Origin of the sequence: Streptomyces europaeiscabiei (genome assembly GCF_036346855.1) — a bacterium.
GTDB classification, from domain to species: Bacteria; Actinomycetota; Actinomycetes; order Streptomycetales; family Streptomycetaceae; genus Streptomyces; species Streptomyces europaeiscabiei.
The window spans coordinates 4,447,366-4,464,367 of the sequence record NZ_CP107841.1 but is presented as its reverse complement, the minus strand read 5'-3'; the positions used below and the strand labels follow the sequence as shown (position 1 = coordinate 4,464,367).

The following is a 17,002-nucleotide window of genomic DNA, read 5'->3' as shown; positions in this document are numbered from 1 at the left end:
GATACCCGCCATGAATGTCGGCACAGTCTGGCACGACGACCGGGGCATCAGTGGAATTGAAGGCCTACAGAACGCTAGTCGGCTGAGTCCGGACATCAGGGCCGGCGTGGAGCCGATATGCAGCTGGCGACTACAAAAGGTCACCAAGGAGCTGGGTTTCTCGGCGAACCGGCGACAGTTGAATACGAGAGCACACCAGTACCGAGGGCGCCACGGCCCGCGCCACCTGCGCGGTCAGCTCAGGCACCTTCGGCCATGGCCTCGGCCGCATCGACATTCCACACCCCACCCGCGACCGGAACGCCAAGACGGCCGCTGCTGCCCCGACCAACGAGCCGCCGGCCCCGCGGGGACGGAATAAGCCAGCAGGATCTTTGACAGGGCCAACAACCTTTTGGCTACGTGGCGTTGGGCCACAGCCGCATAGCCCGTCTTCAGGATTCCGGTCGAGGCCGGTGTGGTGCGGTCAGGGCTTTGTGGGTCGATTCCAGGATCTGTTCCGACAGTTCTGTTCCCGCGGTGGCCCGGGCGAGGAGGATCGCGCCGACCAGGGCGGCCACCGTGGGAAGGCCGTCGTCGGCGTCGGTGGACATCCACGCGGCGAATTCCTGGACTCCGGCCGCGTACGTGTCGCGCACCTCCCCGGCTGTGGGCTCGCGAGCCATGTCCCCTGCGAATCCCGCGGTGGGGCAACCGGTGCCGGGCTGGTCACGGTGCTCGGCCGACAGGTAGAAGTCGACGAGGGCGCCGCGCGCGGTGTCGTGATCGCCGTGGGCCGTGTCGAACGAGGTCAGGAGTACGTCGAGGTCCCCGAAAGCGGCTTGGGCAGCCTCGCCGATCAGGGCCTCCTTGGAGGGGAACTGCTTGTAGAAGCCGCCCGTGGTCAGCCCGATGGACTTCATCAGATCGGCGACGCTGATGCCGTTGACGCCGCGCTCCCGGAAGAGCTGGGAGGCCGCGGCGACCGCGCGCCTGCGGTTCTCGAGCGCTTGCGCCTGCGAAACGCGACTCATCAGTCACCTGCTCACGTTAGATAGTGAAGTGCATCTATCATATGCGAAGCGTCGACGGCCGACCATGGCACCCTCTTCCGTACGAATCCTTCTCGCTGCGTAAGGCGAGAAGTCCGCGAGGGGCCCGCATCCGAACCGGTTGTCACTTCCGCCCGTGTGATGCCTCCGTCCCGGAGGGCGGTTGTGGGAAGACGCCGATGCGAAAGCTCGTGGAGCGCACGCATGGCGGCTGAACGGGCCTGTTCCCTCACCTTTGGTGACAAGTGGGTCCCGCGCCTGGGCGTCTGAGCGCCTGTACGCGGCAAGCCGAGGGGTTGTCGAAGCCGGAGACCGCGCTGCTCGCCCCCGAGTGGCCGGGGGTGATCCGACGCCGGTTGGGGGTGGCTCGCGTGGCGCCCGGCGTGCGTGCGGCGGGCGGCGTGCGGGTCTTTGCGGGCGGCGTGCGGGGTCTTTGCGGGGGTGTCGTTCGTCGCGCCCGCGTGCTCGCTTTGAAGGCGGTGCGCGCAACCGTCCAAGGCGACCATGTGCCCGAGGGGCCGCCCTCCGAACCCGCTCGGCGTCGACCCTGTGGTCCCGCGTGTATGTCGAGCAGTCTCCGGCCGCGTGCGGTGACTGGCGGCGCCGGGCCCGTTGACTGGACCGCTTTAGATACCTATCGTAATCTAAAGCGGGGCCGAAGCTGTGGCCCCTACTCATCCGCCGCACCAGAAATGAGATCCACCCCATGACCACGCAGAACAAGACCGCCGTCGTCACCGGTGCGTCCGCCGGCCTGGGTGCCGCCTACGCGCAGCGGCTTGCCGACCGGGGCTACGACCTGATCCTGGTGGCCCGGAACACCGGGCGGCTGGAAACGCTGGCGTCGGACATCCGTAGCCGCACGGGCCGTGCGGTGGACGTCGTCGCCGCCGACCTCACCGATGCGGCGCAGATCTCCGTGGTCGAGGAGCGTCTGCGGACCGACGAGAGCATCGAGGTGCTGATCAACAACGCCGGCGGTGCGCTGCTCACGCCGCTGACAGGCTCCGACGCGGCGGCCTACGAGGCGCTGATCAACCTCAACGTGACCTCGCTGACCAGGCTGACCATCGCGGTCCTGCCGGGCCTGACGGCCCGCGGACGCGGCACCGTGGTGAACATCTCCTCTGCCATGGCTCTCAACATCCTGCCCGTCAGCGCCGTCTACAGCGGCACCAAGAGCTACGTGCTGACGTTCACCCAGGCCCTGCAGCAGGAACTCGCCGAAAGCCCCGTCACGGTGCAGGCCGTGCTGCCGGGCGCCGTCCGCACGGATCTCTGGGACGGCTCAGGCGTCGACCTCGAGGCGTTCCCCGACGAGATCATCATGAACGTGGACGACGCCGTCGACGCGGCGCTCGCCGGCCTCGATGCCGGGGAGCCCGTCACCATCCCGTCGCTGCCGGAGATCAGCGACTGGGAGTCGTTCGAGAAGGCGCGTCAGGCGCTCGTCCCGAACCTGTCGCTGAGGGTCCCGGCCGATCGCTACCGCGGCTGACCACCGCTCCGACTCCGGTGCGGCAGTCCCTTTGTGACAACGGCACGGCCGCTGCCGCACACGACCGATGTGTCCCCCGGCGTGGGGGAAGACCGACGCGCTCGGCGTCCTCCCCCTGTGCAAAAAGCCAGGGCTCAGCATCGCCAAGGCGGCGGTCATGTGCGCGGCGAGCCCGCCCGCACCCTCGACCGCCCCTCCACGCGGTCCGCCGCCGTTCCCGACCGAGCGCGGACCGGGCCGCCCGGCCGTGGGCCAGGTCGGTTTCACGGTGGAAGGTCACCAGACCCGTCCGGCCGGGCACCGCCTACGCGCTACTCGCGCCAGCCCGCCACCCCGCAACTCTCTCTCCCCCCTTATTCGAGGAGACATCCATGTCGAACGTCCTGTGGAACCCGATCGTCGCCGGGGAGATCTCCCTGCCGCACCGGCTGGCAATGGCCCCCATGACGCGGGACCGGTCCACCCCGGAAGGCATACCCACCGAGCTGAACGCCGAGTACTACGCCCAGCGCGCCTCGCACGCCCTCATCATCACCGAGGGCACCCAGCCCAACGCCGACGGCCAGGGCTACCTCCTCACCCCCGGCATTTACTCCGAGGAGCACATCGCCGGCTGGCGCAAGGTCACCGACGCCGTGCACGGCGTCGACGGACGCATCGTCATCCAGCTCATGCACGCCGGACGGATGTCCCACCCCGACAACACCCCCCACCACAGGCAGCCGGTCGCTCCCTCCCCGGTCCAGCCGATGGGCGACATGTTCACCGCGTCCGGCCCTCAGCAGATGCCGGTACCGCGCGAACTGTCCACCGAGGAGGTCGCCGCCACGGTCGACGACTTCCGGCGTGCCGCAGCGGCCGCCGTCGCGGCAGGCGCCGACGGCGTGGAGATCCACGGCGCCAACGGCTACCTGGTGCACCAGTTCCTGTCCGACAACACCAACCAGCGCACCGACCGCTACGGCGGCTCCGTCGAGAACCGCATCCGCTTCGCCGTCGAGGTGGCAACCGCCGTGGCCGACGAGATCGGCGCCGGCCGCACCGGCCTGCGGATCTCTCCCGGCAACCCGTTCAACGACATCGCGGAGAGCGACACCCACGAGCTGTACCCGGCACTCGTGCGCGCCCTCGCCCCGCTCGACCTCGCCTACCTGCACATCGGCCACGGCGGCGACGACGAACTTCTGCACACCCTCCGCAAGTTGTGGCCGAGCACCTTGGTTCTCAACCGGGCCGGCACCGACATCGCCACCCGCGCGAAGGACATCGAAGACGGTCTGGCCGACATCGTCACCGTCGGCGTGATGGCACTCGCCAACCCCGACCTGGTCGAGCGCGTACGCACCGGCGCACCGCTGAACACCCCCGACCCCGCCACCTTCTACGGCGGCGGCGAGGCCGGCTACACCGACTACCCCACCCTCATCGCCTGACAATCCCCGGCCATACCGGTCCTGGCGGGCCGGTATGCCCAAATGGCCCATGGAGGTACCACGTGTCCGAGCACGCTGCTGTTGAACTGAGCCCGGAAGCGACCGCGTTCGCGGAATGGCTGGCCACAGGGGCGGAGCCCCCGTCCGAGTTGGATGCGGCGCGTATCCAGGCGGAGCAAGTCCATCTCGCGGCCCGGGAGCCGGAAGGCGTCACCTATCGGGAGGTGGACGCGGGTGGCGTGCTGGGAATCTGGTGCGAACCCGTCGACGCCAACACCGACCACGTCCTCCTGCACAGTCACGCCGGGGGTTCCGTTCTGGCGTCGGCACACGTCGACCGAAAGCTCGCAGGCCATATCGCCAAGGCCGCCGGGGCCCCCGTACTGGTCCTGGACTTCCGGCGAGCACCGGAACACAAGTACCCGGCCCAGGTGGACGACGCGGAGGCGGCCTTCAACTGGCTGCTCTCCGAAGGGTACGAGCCGGGAAACATCATCACGATCGGCCACTCGATCGGCGGGTTCATCGCCGTCGCCCTGGCGCTTCGCCTCCGCGACAAGAAGCAGCCCTTGCCCGGCGCCATCGTGTCGATCTCCCCCTGGTGCGACCTCGAAATCGCCGACGAGACCATCACGGCCAACGCCGGAACGGACAAGATCCTCAGCAAGGAACTGCTGGAGTTCTTCCGGGAATCCTGGATCGGCGGCACCGGCATCGAGTTCACGGACACCCGGATCAACCTGAACCGGGCGGACCTGAGCGGTCTGCCCCCGACCCTCGTCTCCTGGGGCACCTACGAGGTCCTGGCCGGCGAGGACGAGGAGTTCGCCGCCCGCGTCAAGGACGCCGGAATCGACACGGCGACCGTCGTGGTCCCCGGAGGCCAGCACTCCTACGTCTACGGAGCCGGCCGCATTCCGGAGACCGACGCCGCCATCGCACAGATCGGCGCCTGGGTCCGCGAGAAGGCCAAGGTCTGACCGAGCGGTACAGGCACGGCAGTCGCACGATCCGCGCGCCTGCCGGATCGAGGCGGTGGACGGACGCCGACATGACCCGCGCTCGTACGCTGGCCAGCGACGCCCGCGCCCTCGCCCCGGTCCGGCAGCCGACGGCCTGGACGGCCGACCACAGCGGCGGCCTCAGCTACGCGCGCGACCGCGAGAGTTTCATGCAGCTGCGCGTCGGCCCTGCCCCATAGGCTCCGCCGCACCGGCTGTATGACCGTCCCCACTCGCGACGCCGGTCCCCCGCCGGGTGGCCGGACGATGCCGTACACCCTCGACGAGGGGAAAGAACGAGGACCCGATGAGCGCCTTCCACCCCGATCTCGAACGAGGTCGCTTCCTCCCCAATGTGTCCTACGGACGTCTGTCGTCGCGCATCGTGCGGAGCGTGAAGTGGCGCTCGACCGATCCAGGGCCGGACGTCACGGTTCAGGAGATCGTCGTGCCCGGGCCCGAGGGCGCACCGCCCGTTTCGCTTCGCGTCTTCCAGCCGACCGGCCTGAAGGCAGCGGCTCCGGCGCTGCTCTGGGTACACGGAGGCGGGCTGATCTTCGGCGCACCCGAGCAGGACGACCGTACGAACATCGCCTTCGCCCGCGAGCTCGGCATCACCGTCGCCGCGGTTCGTTATCGACTGGGGCCGGACCATCCCGCGCCCGCCGCGGTCGAGGACGCCTACGCCGCGCTGCGTGGACTGGCCGAGCGCGCGGGTGGCCTGTACATCGACATCGATCGCATCGCGATCGGAGGTGCCAGCGCGGGCGGCGGAATCGCCGCGGCCCTCGCGCTCCTCGCCCATGACCGGGCCGAGATCCGGCCGGTGTTCCAACTGCTCCCCTACCCCATGCTGGACGACCGCACGACGACGAGAGCGGACCTGGACACCCTCAAGGTGCGCGTCTGGACGCCCAAGAGCAACCGATACGGCTGGTCGTCCTACCTCGGCGACGCCGTCGCGGGCCCGGACGTCTCCCCGTACGCGGCCGCGGCCCGCCGCGAGGATCTCACCGGTCTCCCTCCGGCCTGGATCGGCGTCGGCACCCTCGATCTCTTCCACGACGAAGACGTCGAGTACGCGCGCCGGCTGAGCGACAGCGGCGTGCCCTGTGACCTCGACGTCGTCCCCGGCGCTTTCCACGGCTTCGACCTGGTGTTTCCCAAGGCCGAGGTCTCGCGGGAGTTCTGGCGCCGGCAGGCACGAGTGCTGAAGGGTGCACTGTGAGGAGGGCGCAGGGGGTCGAAGGCGCGCAGGGCTAGCTCGTGGTCCGTTGACATTGCCGACCTTGAGGAGGCGTCGCCAGCGGTGATGCGGATCCGGACAGGTTGTCCGTTGGCTGATAGCCGTGCCGGCTTCGAGTCTTCCGGGTAGGTGCTCGTCTGCCCTGCGACGGCTGCCGGGTCAGTGCAGTAGTCCGGGGCGGTCTGGATGATGCGGCGGAGCGTTGCAGGACCGGCCACCAGGTGAACGCCCTCCTTCTGGAGATCGAGAAGCTGCTCACTGTCCTCCAGGCCCATGGCGGAACGCGGGGGGACATGGACCAGGGCGCGGCCCGAGCCCTGGTGATCGACACGCTCGCCCATTCGGTCGGCGCGGTCATGTTGTCGCGGGCATGCCCCGACGGTTCTCCGCTGGCGGACGAAATCCTCGATGCCTGCCGCGCGGGGATTCTCGCGCCACCGACACACGGCAACGGCGACCGGTCGGAGGCGGGAGCCCGGAAGCCTGACCACGGCCGAGCGGTCTTGCCGAGTTGCGTGGCGCGGATCGCGGTGACGTACCCGCTGTTCCGGCGCCGTGGGCGATGACGTCGTAGTGCGTGCTCATGAGGTGCCCGCTTTCTGGGGGTGATGGTTGGCTCGTGCAGCGTGCAGCGTGCAGCGTGCAGCGAGCGGTCATGCGGCGCGGTGGTGGGGCGTCAGGGTGGCGTGGATCTGGTGGCGGATGTCGGCGAGGACGGCTTCGTCGCTGCGGTGCAGGTAAACGGTGGCGGTGGTGCTGATGTGGATGATCGCGGTGATCACCCGTGCCAGCGTCGCCGCGTCGGCGGCGCCGATGTGCTCGTCGCGGGTGAGCAGGCCGGTGACGCCGTCCTCGAGACGGCCGGCAAGGGCCAGGCCCGCTTGCCGGTAGGGCTCGGCCGGGTCGCCGAAGACGAGTTCGTGCAGGTATGTGCGGCCGTTTTCGATGTGCTCCCTCACACACTCCACCACGGGGCGGATGAGAGCGACGACCGGCTCCAGCGCGCCCTGTCCGACGGCGGCGTTCGCGGCGGCGAGGCCGGAATCGATGGCGGCTGCGAACTTCTTGTTCTGCACCATGATCAACAACTCGGCCTTGGTGGACGCGTACAGGTAGAGCGTCCCGATCGCGACGTCGGCCCGGTGGGCGATCTGCTGCGTCGTGACCCTGGCGACGCCGTGTTCGGCGAACAGCTCGCGGGCTGCGGCCGTGATGCGCTCGCGCTTGTCCTGTTTGGCCCTCTCGCGGCGCCCGATCGGCATGTGACCGCTTCCCATGGGGACCTCCCTTGACAATATTTCTGAGTGGACTCATAGTTGAGTGTACTCGGATTGGTCGTGCGGGGCGAGACCCTGGATGTCGCACCGGGTTTGCCGATCCAATCTCAAACTTGGATAAATAGGACTAAGGCTAGGAGTGGCGCCCGATGAGAGCGTTCGTCGTCACCAAGTACAAGGAGCCGCTGCAGGAGGCGGAAGTCCCCGAGCCCACCGTGGGGGAGCACGACGTGCTGGTCCGGGTGGAGGCCGCCGGACTGAACCCGCTGGATGAGAAGATCCGCGCCGGTGAGTTCAAGCAGATCCTGCCCTACAAGCTGCCGCTGATCCTGGGCAACGACGTCGCGGGCACCGTCATCAGCGTCGGGGCGGCGGTTCGCGGCTTCAAGCCCGGAGACGAGGTCTACGCCCGGCCCCACCAGGACCGCATCGGCACCTTCACCGAACGCATCGCCGTCGCGGAGAGCGACCTGGCGCTCAAGCCCGCCTCGATCAGCATGGAAGAAGCCGGCTCACTGCCGCTGGCGGCGCTCACGGCGTGGCAGGCGCTGGTGGAGCGCGGGAACGTGCGGCCCGGGCAGAAGGTTCTCATCCACGCCGGCGCCGGCGGGGTCGGTTCGATCGCGATCCAGCTCGCCGCACACCTCGGTGCGAGCGTCGCCACGACCGCCGGCGGTTCCAACGCGGACTTCGTGCGCGCGCTCGGCGCGGACACGGTGATCGACTACCGCACCCAGGACTTCGAGCAGCTCCTGACCGGCTACGACCTGGTGTTGGACAGCATCGGTGGGGAGACCCTCGAGAAGTCCCTGCGGGTGCTCAAGCCCGGCGGCAAAGCCATCGGGATCGCCGGTCCCCCGGACCCCGCGTTCGCCCGCGAGGCCGGCCTGAACCCGCTGCTGCGCCTGGCGGTCGCAGGCCTGAGCCGCAAGATCCGCAGGCAGGCGAAGAAGCTCGGGGTGACGTACGAGTTCCTGTTCATGCGCGCCAGCGGCGACCAGCTCCGACAGATCACCACCCTCATCGACGAGGGCGTGGTGCGCCCGGTCGTGGGAAAGGTGGTCGGCTTCGACCAGACCCCGCAGGCGCTGCAGTCCCTGTCCCAGGGCGGCATCCGCGGCAAGGCCGTCATCGGCAACAGCTGACCCAGCTCACCCGCCGCAACCGCGACGGGCGACACGAAACACACAGCGACACAGAACACGCAAGGAGAATCCGTCATGAGCAGTACCGACACCCCGAACGAAGCCGTCATCACCTCCTACGCGAAGGCCCCGGCCCGCACCGTCAGCGCCGGTGGCGTCACCTACGCCTACCGCGAGCTGGGACCGAAGGGCGGCATCCCCGTCGTCTTCTTCGTCCACCTCGCCGCGACCCTGGACAACTGGGACCCCCGCATCATCGACCCCATCGCGAAGGGCCGTCACGTCATCGCCTTCGACAACCGCGGTGTCGGGGCCTCCACCGGCCAGGTGCCGGACAGTGTCGAGGCCATGGCCGACGACGCCTACACCTTCATCAAGGCGCTCGGGTTCGACAAGATCGACGTCTTCTCCTTCTCCCTCGGCGGCATGGTCGCCCAGGCCCTGGTGGTGAAGCACCCCGAGCTCGTCCGCAAGCTCGTCCTCACCGGCACCGGGCCCAAGGGCGGCAAGGACATGGACAAGGTCGCCAGAATCACCTACTGGGACATCCTGCGCGCCACCTTGACCCGTTCGGACCCCAAGGAGTTCCTGTTCTTCAACCGCAACGCCACCGGCAAGCCCGCCGCACGCGCGTTCGTCAACCGGCTCAAGGAGCGCACCGTCGACCGCGACGCGGACATCAAGACCAAGGCGTTCCAGACACAGCTGAAGGCGATCAAGAAGTGGGGGCGCTCCGCCCCCGACGACCTGTCGTCGATCACGCAGCCCACCCTGATCGCCAACGGCGACAACGACCGCATGGTGCCCTCGGTCCTGTCGGAGGACCTGCACCACCGCATCAAGGGCAGCGAGCTGATCATCTACCCCGACTCCGGGCACGGCGGCATCTTCCAGTTCCACGACCGGTTCGCCCCCGTGGCGGTCGAGTTCCTCGCCCCATGACAACCGCCTGACCGGGAAGAGAAGGGCAGCATCATGAGCACGTCACCGGCCGTCGCACCCCTGGAAGTGAAGAAGCCTCTCACCTCCTCGATCCTGCTGTGGGTGCGGACGGATCAGCCCCGCCAGAGGGGCATGGACCACTGGAAGGGCCCGCACTCGGGGATCATCTCCGCCACCCCGGGCCTGGAGGAGTACCGGCAGATCCACCTCGCCGAGCACAACACGGGGCGGTGGCCGGCCACCGACGGGGTCCAGACCGCGATCCCCGCCGACCGGAAGATCGACGGCGTCGCGGAAGTCACCTTTCGATCGGCGCTCGCACCCCTGAAAGGGCGCAAGCAGACGAAGCTGGCCCACGCCGACGAGATCAACGTGTTCCGCCGCACCCTGCTCTACGCGGGCCCGCCGAACTCATCCCGCTGGTACGACGTCGCAGGCCCCGGACAGACGGTCGGCGCCCGCGCTCTCGTCTACCTGCGCCGCAGAGACGGCGTCGGCGCCGGCGCCTTCCGGAAGTTCGTCAACGAGCAGCTCGCTCCCGCGCTCGCCGGCACCGGAGTGCTGAAGGAACTGCGCACGCAGACGTTCCTGCCCTGGATAGAAAAGCTCTGGGACACCCCGGACGTCGCCCACGACAACCCCCACGACCAGCACTTCCACGCCTCCCTCAGCCTCGGGTTCACCGACACCGCAGCACGGGACGCTTTCTTCACCGGCGACGCGATCCAGGACCTGTCCGACCGGCTGGCACCGCAGGTCTCCGCGATCCACGCCTACGACGTCACCGCCGCCCTCACCTACGTCAAGAACGGCGGCATCCTCCCGCACCACGAGGAGTGAGTGGCGCGGGCGAGAAGCGGACCGCCGGATCTGCTCAGCAATCCATCTGCCCCACGCTTCCCGGCCCTCCTCGCGCCCCGTCGCCGTCCGACACCCCTCACGCATCCGGCAGCTGGGGCCAAGAGGTCGGTCCGCTGGGGCTGATTCACTCGGTCATGGCCAGGTCGCTGGGCGAACTGCACCGGATGCTGCTCGACGAAGCGCTCGCTGGGCATGGCCTGTCCGAGTTTCACCGACACCGACACCGACCGGGGTGAACTCGCGGCACTTGGCACCGCCTGCGCCCGTGGCCCGACAGCGGCGAAGTGACTCCTCGCCCTGCCGTGGGAGAATGAGCGCAGCCGTATTCGAGCCCACGCGGTAGCGACTGCAATCATAACTGACTACAGTCGGAATCTATTCCTGGAGGACACTGCCATGTCTGTCGCCCCCCGGTCGGTCGGACGGCGCGAGCGGAACAAGCAGGAGAAGTTCGACCGCATCGTCGCTGCCGCCACTGAGCTGTTCGCCGAACACGGCGTCGATGAGGTCACGACCCAGCAGATCGCCGACAAGGCCGACATCGGCACCGGGACCCTGTTCCTTTATGCCAAGACCAAGGGCGAACTCCTCCTGCTCGTCCAGAACGCCAAGTACGTCGAAGCACTTGAGCAGGGCCTTGCGGACGCCGAGGCCGTCCCCGGCGTGCTGGACGCGGTGCTGGCGATCGTCCGGCCGATCGTCGAGTGCAACCGCATCCAGGTCGACAACGGACGCACCTACCTGCGAGAGATGGTCTTCGGCGACCCCGAGGAGCCCCGGCACGGCGCGGCACTGGCCATCGTCGCGCAGACCGAGGAGGCCGTCGCCGCCGTGCTGCGCCGAGACGATCGGGTCGCAGAGGGCGACGCCGCGACGCTGGCACACATCGTGTCCGCCGTGATGTTCCTCAGCATGGCGGTGAGCGTGAACATCGCCTTGAGCGTCGAGGAGATCGTGCAGGACATCCGCAGGCAGGTCGACGTCCTGCTGCCTCGCTGAAGCGCGGCCGGCCTCAGGCCCAGGCGATCATCAGGGTGGTCTTCGGCTGCGGCCGGCATGTTGACGGTCGGGGTGCCGAATCCTTCATGTCGCCTGCACGGAGGTGCGTGATCACGGCGCCCAGGAAGTACAGGACGACGCCGATCGCCGCCGCGATGCCCAACGGCCGGTAGGCGATGCCGGAGAGCAGCCCCAGAGCGCCCGCGATCTTGACCAGGCCGAGCGGCAGGAACCAGCTGTCGGGCACCCCGAGCGCTTTGAGCCCCTCTGTGATCTTCGGGTCGTGGGTGATGTCGGGGATGGCAGAGAAGACCAGCACCAGGGACAGCATGACAGCGAGGACGACATAGGCGATGAACACGGAGAATCCGGAGGGAGAAAGCGGGAGAAAGACAGGCGAGGACCGTCGATCGGTCCGGGAGCAGAAGGCGGCAAGTGATGAGCCGCGGTCATGTGACTGCCTCGTGTCCGGGGCACTGTTTGCGGGCACGGGTGAGGTGATCCTGGTGATGCCGAGTGAGAGCGGTCGCAGCGGAAGGGCGTTGAAGGTTGCGGTCCGCCCAAACACGGTGGGTGGTGTCGGCCGGGTAGGGCGTGACGCCGGGTTCGGTGCCGATGGGCTGGGTGGCGTCGAAGACGCCGTCCATGGCCGGGGCCGGCCAGGTCGGCTGGTAGAGGTAGGGCCGGCCGCCGGCTGTGGTGTGCGCTTCGGCGAGGTGCAGGCTGGACATGTCGAACAGGGGCTGCCCGAGCGCACCGGGGGCGGGGAAGTGAAGATCGCCGTGGCCGCCCGATCCATCGGTGTGGAAGTTCCGGGCCCGGGGTGATCTTCATCTTCACCGGACTCCCGCCGGGCCGGGATCATCGATTTCGATATCCCGGTCCTGGAACACAGGTCACCGGCTGAAGCGATCAGTGGTGCCGGGCGTCGAGCCGGTCTCCGGACAGGTGCGGACCTGGGGCCTCGGCCTGGCCGGAGCCCGGGGCGAGTCGGCCGACTGCTTCGGGCAGCGCTTCGTAAGCAGGGTGACTGGGGTTGATCGTCCCGGCGGCGACGTTCTCCGCCAGGTGCACCGCCGCACGCTCACTGCCAGGAGCCGGGCACCCCGGGGGCGCCTGATGCGGCAGGGCCGGGTCGGCGACTTTTTGGAGTACGTTCGCAATACAATAGGCTGGTGAAGTCGGTGAAGGGCAACCGGTCCTTCCGGCCCGCGAAGGAGCGGTTGCTGTGGTGCGGTACGGAAAAGAGCACAAGGCGGAGACGAGGCGGCGGATAATCGAGACGGCGGGCCGCCGGCTCAAGCAAGACGGTATCGACGGCTCCGGGGTCTCGACGCTCATGAAGGACGCGGGGCTGACCAATGGGGCCTTCTACGCTCACTTCGATTCCAAGGACGACCTCGTCACCACGGTAGTCGCCGACCAGTTGAAGGTGCAGGCCGAGAGTGTCGTCGCGCGGGCTGCTCCGGGCCGTGCCGGACTCGAGCAGATTGTGCGGGGATACCTGTCGCCCCAGCACCGCGACAGCCTTGGCGACGGCTGCCCCAACGCCGCTCTGCTCGACGAGATCGGGCGCTGCGCCGACCCGACCAGGCAGGCGTACACCGACGGCGTGCTGGTCCTCATCGACGGCATTGCCGCCCGCATGGCGCCCGAGGCCCCGTCCTCCGCACGTGTGAAGGCACTCGGCCTCCTCGGCCTGATGGCCGGGACACTCCAGCTGTCCCGCGCCTTGACCGACAGTCAGCTCGCCAATGAACTCCTCGATCAGGGGATCGGCAACGCCCTCGCCCTGCTGGACGCCGGGCAGCGCGTCTGACGCACCACATCTCCGGCCCCGAAGGTGTGGTTCTCGTGCGTGAGAGATGTGGTCTGTTGGACGAGGGGCGGCGTCAGTCGGATCGGTGCAGCCGCCCTGGTGGCTTGCGGATCTCTTGTCGAAGGTCCGGCCGCGGCACGGTGCGGCGCATCGTGCGGACGGGTGAGGCCGACGGGCCGGCGTTCGGCGCGGTCACGGCTCGGGGGCGGTGGTTGACGCGACGACTGCCCTGACGACGGTCGAGTGGTCCTCGCCGTCCGGTGCGCCGCATCGCCGTACGCAACGCGCTGGGCCTGCCGGCACCCGACACCACCCCCGAACCGGCACGAGTGATCGCCCGAGAGTCCGCGTGGCGGACCGGACCGCCTTCGCGCAGGGACGGTCTGGGCCCGGTGGCGTCCCGCGGCACCAGTCGTGGCCCGGCCCGCAGCCGAAACCGAAGTCGTGACCGGCTTCGGCGGTTCGCGACAAGGCCGCCGACCGCGCCCGCCCAGCTAGGCCAGGCCCATGCCGCCGGCGGTCGCGATCCCCTTCACGCCGTCCATGGCCAGGTGGCAGTACGCGACCACGCCGCCGTTGAACAGGAACAGGAGCAGGAACAGGAACAGGAGCAGGAACAGGAGCAGGAACAGGAGCAGGAACAGGAACCAGAGCGTGGGCGACTTCGACAGGGACGTCTTGATCGTCGGCTTCTTCGCGATGCGCGAGGCAAGGAGAAGGCGATACCGGCGTCCTTGAGGCTCTCGATGCCCGATGCCCGATGCCCGATGCCCGATGGCCGATGCCCGATGCCCGATGCCTCGATGGCGATGACGGCAACAATTCGTTTCTCTCCGCCCACGTGCGGGCCTAGCATTCCGCCGTTGTTCCGGATGATGTTCGATATTTCGAATGAGCTGGTGTGAGGGGATGTGATGCCGTTGTCTGCGGTGATCGAGGCGCGCGGGCTGTCCAAGGTGTTCCGGACGACCGTACGGCGGCCCGGCCTCGCGGGGGCGCTCAAGTCGCTCGTCAGTCCGTTGCGCGTGGACAAGGTCGCGGTGCAGGACGTCGACTTCAGTGTGGGTGAGGGGGAGCTGCTCGCACTGCTCGGTCCCAACGGGGCCGGGAAGTCCACCACCATCAAGATGCTCACCGGGATCCTGACGCCAACCTCCGGTGAGGCGCTCGTCGCCGGGGCCGTCCCGCACCGGGACCGGGAGCGCAACGCCCACAACATCGGGGCCGTGTTCGGGCAGCGGACGCAGCTGTGGTGGGATCTGCCCGCCCGGGAGTCGTTCGAGATCCTGCGGGACATCTACGGCGTTCCCGAGGCTCAATTCCGGGCGAGGATCGAGGAGTTCGACGGGCTGCTCGAACTCTCCGAGTTCTGGGACACCCGGGTCCGGCATCTGTCGCTCGGACAGCGCGTGCGGTGCGATCTCGCCGCCTCGCTCCTGCACGACCCGCCCGTCGTCTTCCTCGACGAGCCCACCATCGGCATGGACGTGGTGGTGAAGGAGCAGGTACGGCGGTTCCTGCGGCACCAGGTCGAGGAGCGGGCCCGTACCGTCCTGCTCACCACGCACGACATGACCGAGGTGGAACGGCTTGCCGAGCGCGTCGTGCTGATCAACCACGGCCGGATCGTCCTCGACGGCTCGCTCCAGGAGATCCGGCGCCGCTTCGGCGGCACCTGGCAGGTCCGCGCCACGCTCGCCGACCCGGCCGACATCGAGCAGACCGAGCAGGTTGAACAGATCGAGCAGATCGGCCCCGTGCCTCTGCCCGGGTTCGCCGGTATCGGTGTGCTGCGGAGGGAAGGGCCGCGGGTCGTCTTCGGGCCGGTCGGCGAGGACGCGCCCACCGTCCACGAGGCGCTCAAGGCGATCATCGGGCGGTTCCGCGTCGCGGATCTGGCGCTGGAGGAGAACGACCTGGAGGACGTCATGCGCGCCGCCTACCTCAGCGACATCCCGTCCCAGGAACCGGCCACCGTCACCTCCGCCCCCCAGGGCGGCTGAGCCATGGCCGCCACAGCCACCCCGTCCACCCCGTCCACCCCGTCCGCCCTCTCCCGTGCCCGCCGCGTCTCCTGGATCACGCCCCGGGGCGAGCTGCTCACCCCGCCCCGGATGACCGCCACCGCCGTACGGCTCCTCGTCCAGGTCTGCCTGGTCGTCTACCTCTGGCGGGGGCTGTACGCGAACACCGACTCCAGCGCCGGGCTGAACGAGACCCAGGCCGTCGGCTACGCCGTACTCGCCGTGCTCGCCAACCGCATCCGCGGCCTCGACCGGCGCGCGGGCCGCGACACGGTGATCCAGCATCTGCACTTCGGGACGATCGTCTACTGGTACCTGCGGCCGATGAAGCCCCAGCGCTACTACGCGCTGCGCGCCTTCGGCGACCAGCTGTACGGCTTCGGCTGGGTGCTCGCCGGATACGTGCTGTGTCTCGCCGTCGGGGTCGTCGCACCGCCCGCCTCCCCCTCGGTGGCCGGGGTCTTCGCGGTCAGCATGCTGCTCGGCCAACTCGTCCTGTACTACGTGATGATGCTGGTCGACCTGATGTGCTTCTGGACCCTGCGCAACGAGGCGGCCCTGCTGATCCTCGTCTTCGCGCAGAACCTGCTCTCCGGTGTGTACGCCCCGCTCTGGTACTTCCCGGACTGGTTCATCACGCTCAGCGCGTTCCTGCCGTTCCAGGCGACCCTCGGCGTACCGCTCTCCATCTACGTCGGGCGGATCGGTGTCGGTGACGCCTTCGGGCAGATGGCGATCCAGGCCGTCTGGATCGTGCTGCTCGCACTGCTGACCCGTCGGCTCTGGGACCTGGCCGGCCGTCGCGTCGTGTCCCAGGGAGGATGACCATGACGACCACACAAGGGACCGACGTACGACACGGAACCGCCCCGCACGGGACCGCCCCGCACGGAACCGCTCCGCACGGGCCCGCGCACGCCTGGCGCGTCGTGTGGCGGATCACCAAGCTCAACTTCAAGGCCCGGCTGGAGTACCGGGGCGAGTTCCTGATGAACGTCTGCGTCGGCGCGATCTGGCAGGTCTCGATCGTCGTCTTCGCCACCGTCCTGCTCACCCGGTTCCCCGGACTCGGCGGCTGGTCCAGCTCCGACGTGCTGCTCATCGCCAGTATGCGCATGCTCGCCCACGGGCTGTACGTGCTGTTCCTCGGCCGGGTCCAGTACATGAACGTCCTCGTCCAGGAAGGAGTCGTCGACCCCTGTCTGATCCGCCCGATGCCGGTCTACCGTCAGGTCCAGCTGACCTTCTTCCCGGTCAACGCCCTCGGTGACCTGGTCGTCGCTGTCGGGCTGTTCGTCGCCGCACTGCAGCGCAGCTCCGTCGACTGGACGGCGGGCCGGATCGCGTACGTGGTGGCGGGTGTCCTCGGCGGCATGCTGGTCGAGGCCGCGCTCTTCACGGCCCTGGCCGCCGCCGCGTTCCACTTCCCTGCCACCTCGTACTGGAGCCAGTGGCTGGAGGAGCTGATGGGGACCTTCGGCAGCTATCCCCTGAGCATCCTCCCGAAGGCCGCGTCCGCCGCGTTCACCTTCGTCGTACCGCTCGCCTTCATCGCGTACTTCCCGGCCGGGGTACTGACCGGCCATGGCGACGCGATGGGTGTACCGGAGGCGCTGGCGGTGGCCTCACCCTTCATCGGCCTCCTCGCCTTCGTCCTGTCGCGGCTGCTGTGGAACTGGAGCCTGAGCAAGTACACGGGCGTCAACGGGTGAGCGTCTGAAGGGGG

At 68.7% G+C, this 17,002-nt stretch carries 20 protein-coding genes; 15 read left to right on the top strand and 5 right to left on the bottom strand.

Annotation, left to right across the window (positions count from 1 at the left end; translation table 11 throughout):
- Positions 1-434 precede the first annotated feature (434 nt).
- Positions 435-1,013 carry a TetR/AcrR family transcriptional regulator gene (locus OG858_RS19260; protein ID WP_086749170.1) on the bottom strand — a complete coding sequence of 193 codons (579 nt, stop codon included), beginning with the start codon at positions 1,011-1,013 and terminating at the stop codon, positions 435-437.
- Between the two features lie 724 nt (positions 1,014-1,737).
- On the opposite strand from OG858_RS19260, the gene OG858_RS19255 reads away from it, so the two are divergent.
- The 6 genes from OG858_RS19255 (at position 1,738) to OG858_RS19230 (ending at position 6,775) form a co-directional block, all read left to right on the top strand.
- Positions 1,738-2,529 (top strand): SDR family NAD(P)-dependent oxidoreductase, encoded by a 792-nt coding sequence (locus tag OG858_RS19255; RefSeq protein ID WP_328544692.1) that lies wholly within the window; start codon positions 1,738-1,740, stop codon positions 2,527-2,529.
- A 371-nt stretch (positions 2,530-2,900) separates the two neighbouring features.
- A complete protein-coding gene (locus tag OG858_RS19250; RefSeq protein ID WP_086749172.1) occupies positions 2,901-3,962 on the top strand; it encodes an alkene reductase in 1,062 nt (353 codons plus the stop codon).
- A gap of 62 nt (positions 3,963-4,024) precedes the next feature.
- Positions 4,025-4,942 carry an alpha/beta hydrolase gene (locus OG858_RS19245; RefSeq protein WP_086749173.1) on the top strand — a complete coding sequence of 306 codons (918 nt, stop codon included), beginning with the start codon at positions 4,025-4,027 and terminating at the stop codon, positions 4,940-4,942.
- Between the two features lie 71 nt (positions 4,943-5,013).
- On the top strand, positions 5,014-5,163 hold the full coding sequence (locus OG858_RS19240; protein WP_327724214.1) for a hypothetical protein: 150 nt from the start codon (positions 5,014-5,016) through the stop codon (positions 5,161-5,163).
- A 107-nt stretch (positions 5,164-5,270) separates the two neighbouring features.
- Positions 5,271-6,191, top strand: a complete 921-nt coding sequence (locus OG858_RS19235; protein ID WP_327744022.1) for an alpha/beta hydrolase — start codon at positions 5,271-5,273, stop codon at positions 6,189-6,191.
- A gap of 239 nt (positions 6,192-6,430) precedes the next feature.
- Positions 6,431-6,775: a hypothetical protein gene (locus tag OG858_RS19230; RefSeq protein WP_327744021.1), complete on the top strand. Its 345-nt coding sequence runs from the start codon at positions 6,431-6,433 to the stop codon at positions 6,773-6,775.
- Positions 6,776-6,862: 87 nt separating this feature from the next.
- Here OG858_RS19230 and OG858_RS19225 read toward each other — a convergent pair whose 3' ends face one another.
- Entirely contained in the window at positions 6,863-7,486 is a 624-nt protein-coding gene (locus OG858_RS19225; RefSeq protein ID WP_327744019.1) for a TetR/AcrR family transcriptional regulator, read from the bottom strand.
- Between the two features lie 149 nt (positions 7,487-7,635).
- On the opposite strand from OG858_RS19225, the gene OG858_RS19220 reads away from it, so the two are divergent.
- The 4 genes from OG858_RS19220 (at position 7,636) to OG858_RS19205 (ending at position 11,433) form a co-directional block, all read left to right on the top strand.
- Positions 7,636-8,631: an NADP-dependent oxidoreductase gene (locus OG858_RS19220; protein ID WP_327744018.1), complete on the top strand. Its 996-nt coding sequence runs from the start codon at positions 7,636-7,638 to the stop codon at positions 8,629-8,631.
- A 75-nt stretch (positions 8,632-8,706) separates the two neighbouring features.
- A complete protein-coding gene (locus tag OG858_RS19215) occupies positions 8,707-9,573 on the top strand; it encodes an alpha/beta fold hydrolase (protein WP_327744016.1) in 867 nt (288 codons plus the stop codon).
- Positions 9,574-9,606: 33 nt separating this feature from the next.
- Complete coding sequence (locus OG858_RS19210; RefSeq protein ID WP_319069185.1) at positions 9,607-10,413, top strand: strictosidine synthase; 807 nt, start codon at positions 9,607-9,609, stop codon at positions 10,411-10,413.
- Positions 10,414-10,830: 417 nt separating this feature from the next.
- Entirely contained in the window at positions 10,831-11,433 is a 603-nt protein-coding gene (locus OG858_RS19205; protein WP_319069183.1) for a TetR/AcrR family transcriptional regulator, read from the top strand.
- A gap of 13 nt (positions 11,434-11,446) precedes the next feature.
- On the opposite strand, the gene OG858_RS19200 is transcribed toward OG858_RS19205, so the two are convergent.
- The 3 genes from OG858_RS19200 to OG858_RS19190 form a co-directional block, all read right to left on the bottom strand.
- Positions 11,447-11,794, bottom strand: coding sequence for a DoxX family protein (locus OG858_RS19200; protein ID WP_319069181.1), 348 nt, complete (start codon positions 11,792-11,794; stop codon positions 11,447-11,449).
- Between the two features lie 88 nt (positions 11,795-11,882).
- Positions 11,883-12,164, bottom strand: a complete 282-nt coding sequence (locus tag OG858_RS19195; protein WP_319069180.1) for a hypothetical protein — start codon at positions 12,162-12,164, stop codon at positions 11,883-11,885.
- A gap of 181 nt (positions 12,165-12,345) precedes the next feature.
- The gene (locus OG858_RS19190; RefSeq protein ID WP_179201073.1) at positions 12,346-12,507 is read right to left on the bottom strand and encodes a hypothetical protein; all 162 of its coding nucleotides are present in this window, start codon (positions 12,505-12,507) and stop codon (positions 12,346-12,348) included.
- 154 nt (positions 12,508-12,661) lie between these two features.
- Between OG858_RS19190 and OG858_RS19185 the strand changes: the two genes are divergently transcribed.
- From OG858_RS19185 to OG858_RS19165, 5 genes are all read left to right on the top strand, one after another.
- The gene (locus tag OG858_RS19185) at positions 12,662-13,252 is read left to right on the top strand and encodes a TetR/AcrR family transcriptional regulator (protein ID WP_319069177.1); all 591 of its coding nucleotides are present in this window, start codon (positions 12,662-12,664) and stop codon (positions 13,250-13,252) included.
- A gap of 551 nt (positions 13,253-13,803) precedes the next feature.
- Positions 13,804-14,157, top strand: a complete 354-nt coding sequence (locus tag OG858_RS19180; RefSeq protein ID WP_328544693.1) for a hypothetical protein — start codon at positions 13,804-13,806, stop codon at positions 14,155-14,157.
- A gap of 9 nt (positions 14,158-14,166) precedes the next feature.
- Positions 14,167-15,255 carry an ABC transporter ATP-binding protein gene (locus OG858_RS19175; RefSeq protein ID WP_319069175.1) on the top strand — a complete coding sequence of 363 codons (1,089 nt, stop codon included), beginning with the start codon at positions 14,167-14,169 and terminating at the stop codon, positions 15,253-15,255.
- Positions 15,256-15,258: 3 nt separating this feature from the next.
- The gene (locus tag OG858_RS19170) at positions 15,259-16,101 is read left to right on the top strand and encodes an ABC transporter permease (RefSeq protein ID WP_319069174.1); all 843 of its coding nucleotides are present in this window, start codon (positions 15,259-15,261) and stop codon (positions 16,099-16,101) included.
- Between the two features lie 2 nt (positions 16,102-16,103).
- Positions 16,104-16,988: an ABC transporter permease gene (locus OG858_RS19165; RefSeq protein WP_319069172.1), complete on the top strand. Its 885-nt coding sequence runs from the start codon at positions 16,104-16,106 to the stop codon at positions 16,986-16,988.
- The last annotated feature ends 14 nt before the right edge of the window (positions 16,989-17,002 follow it).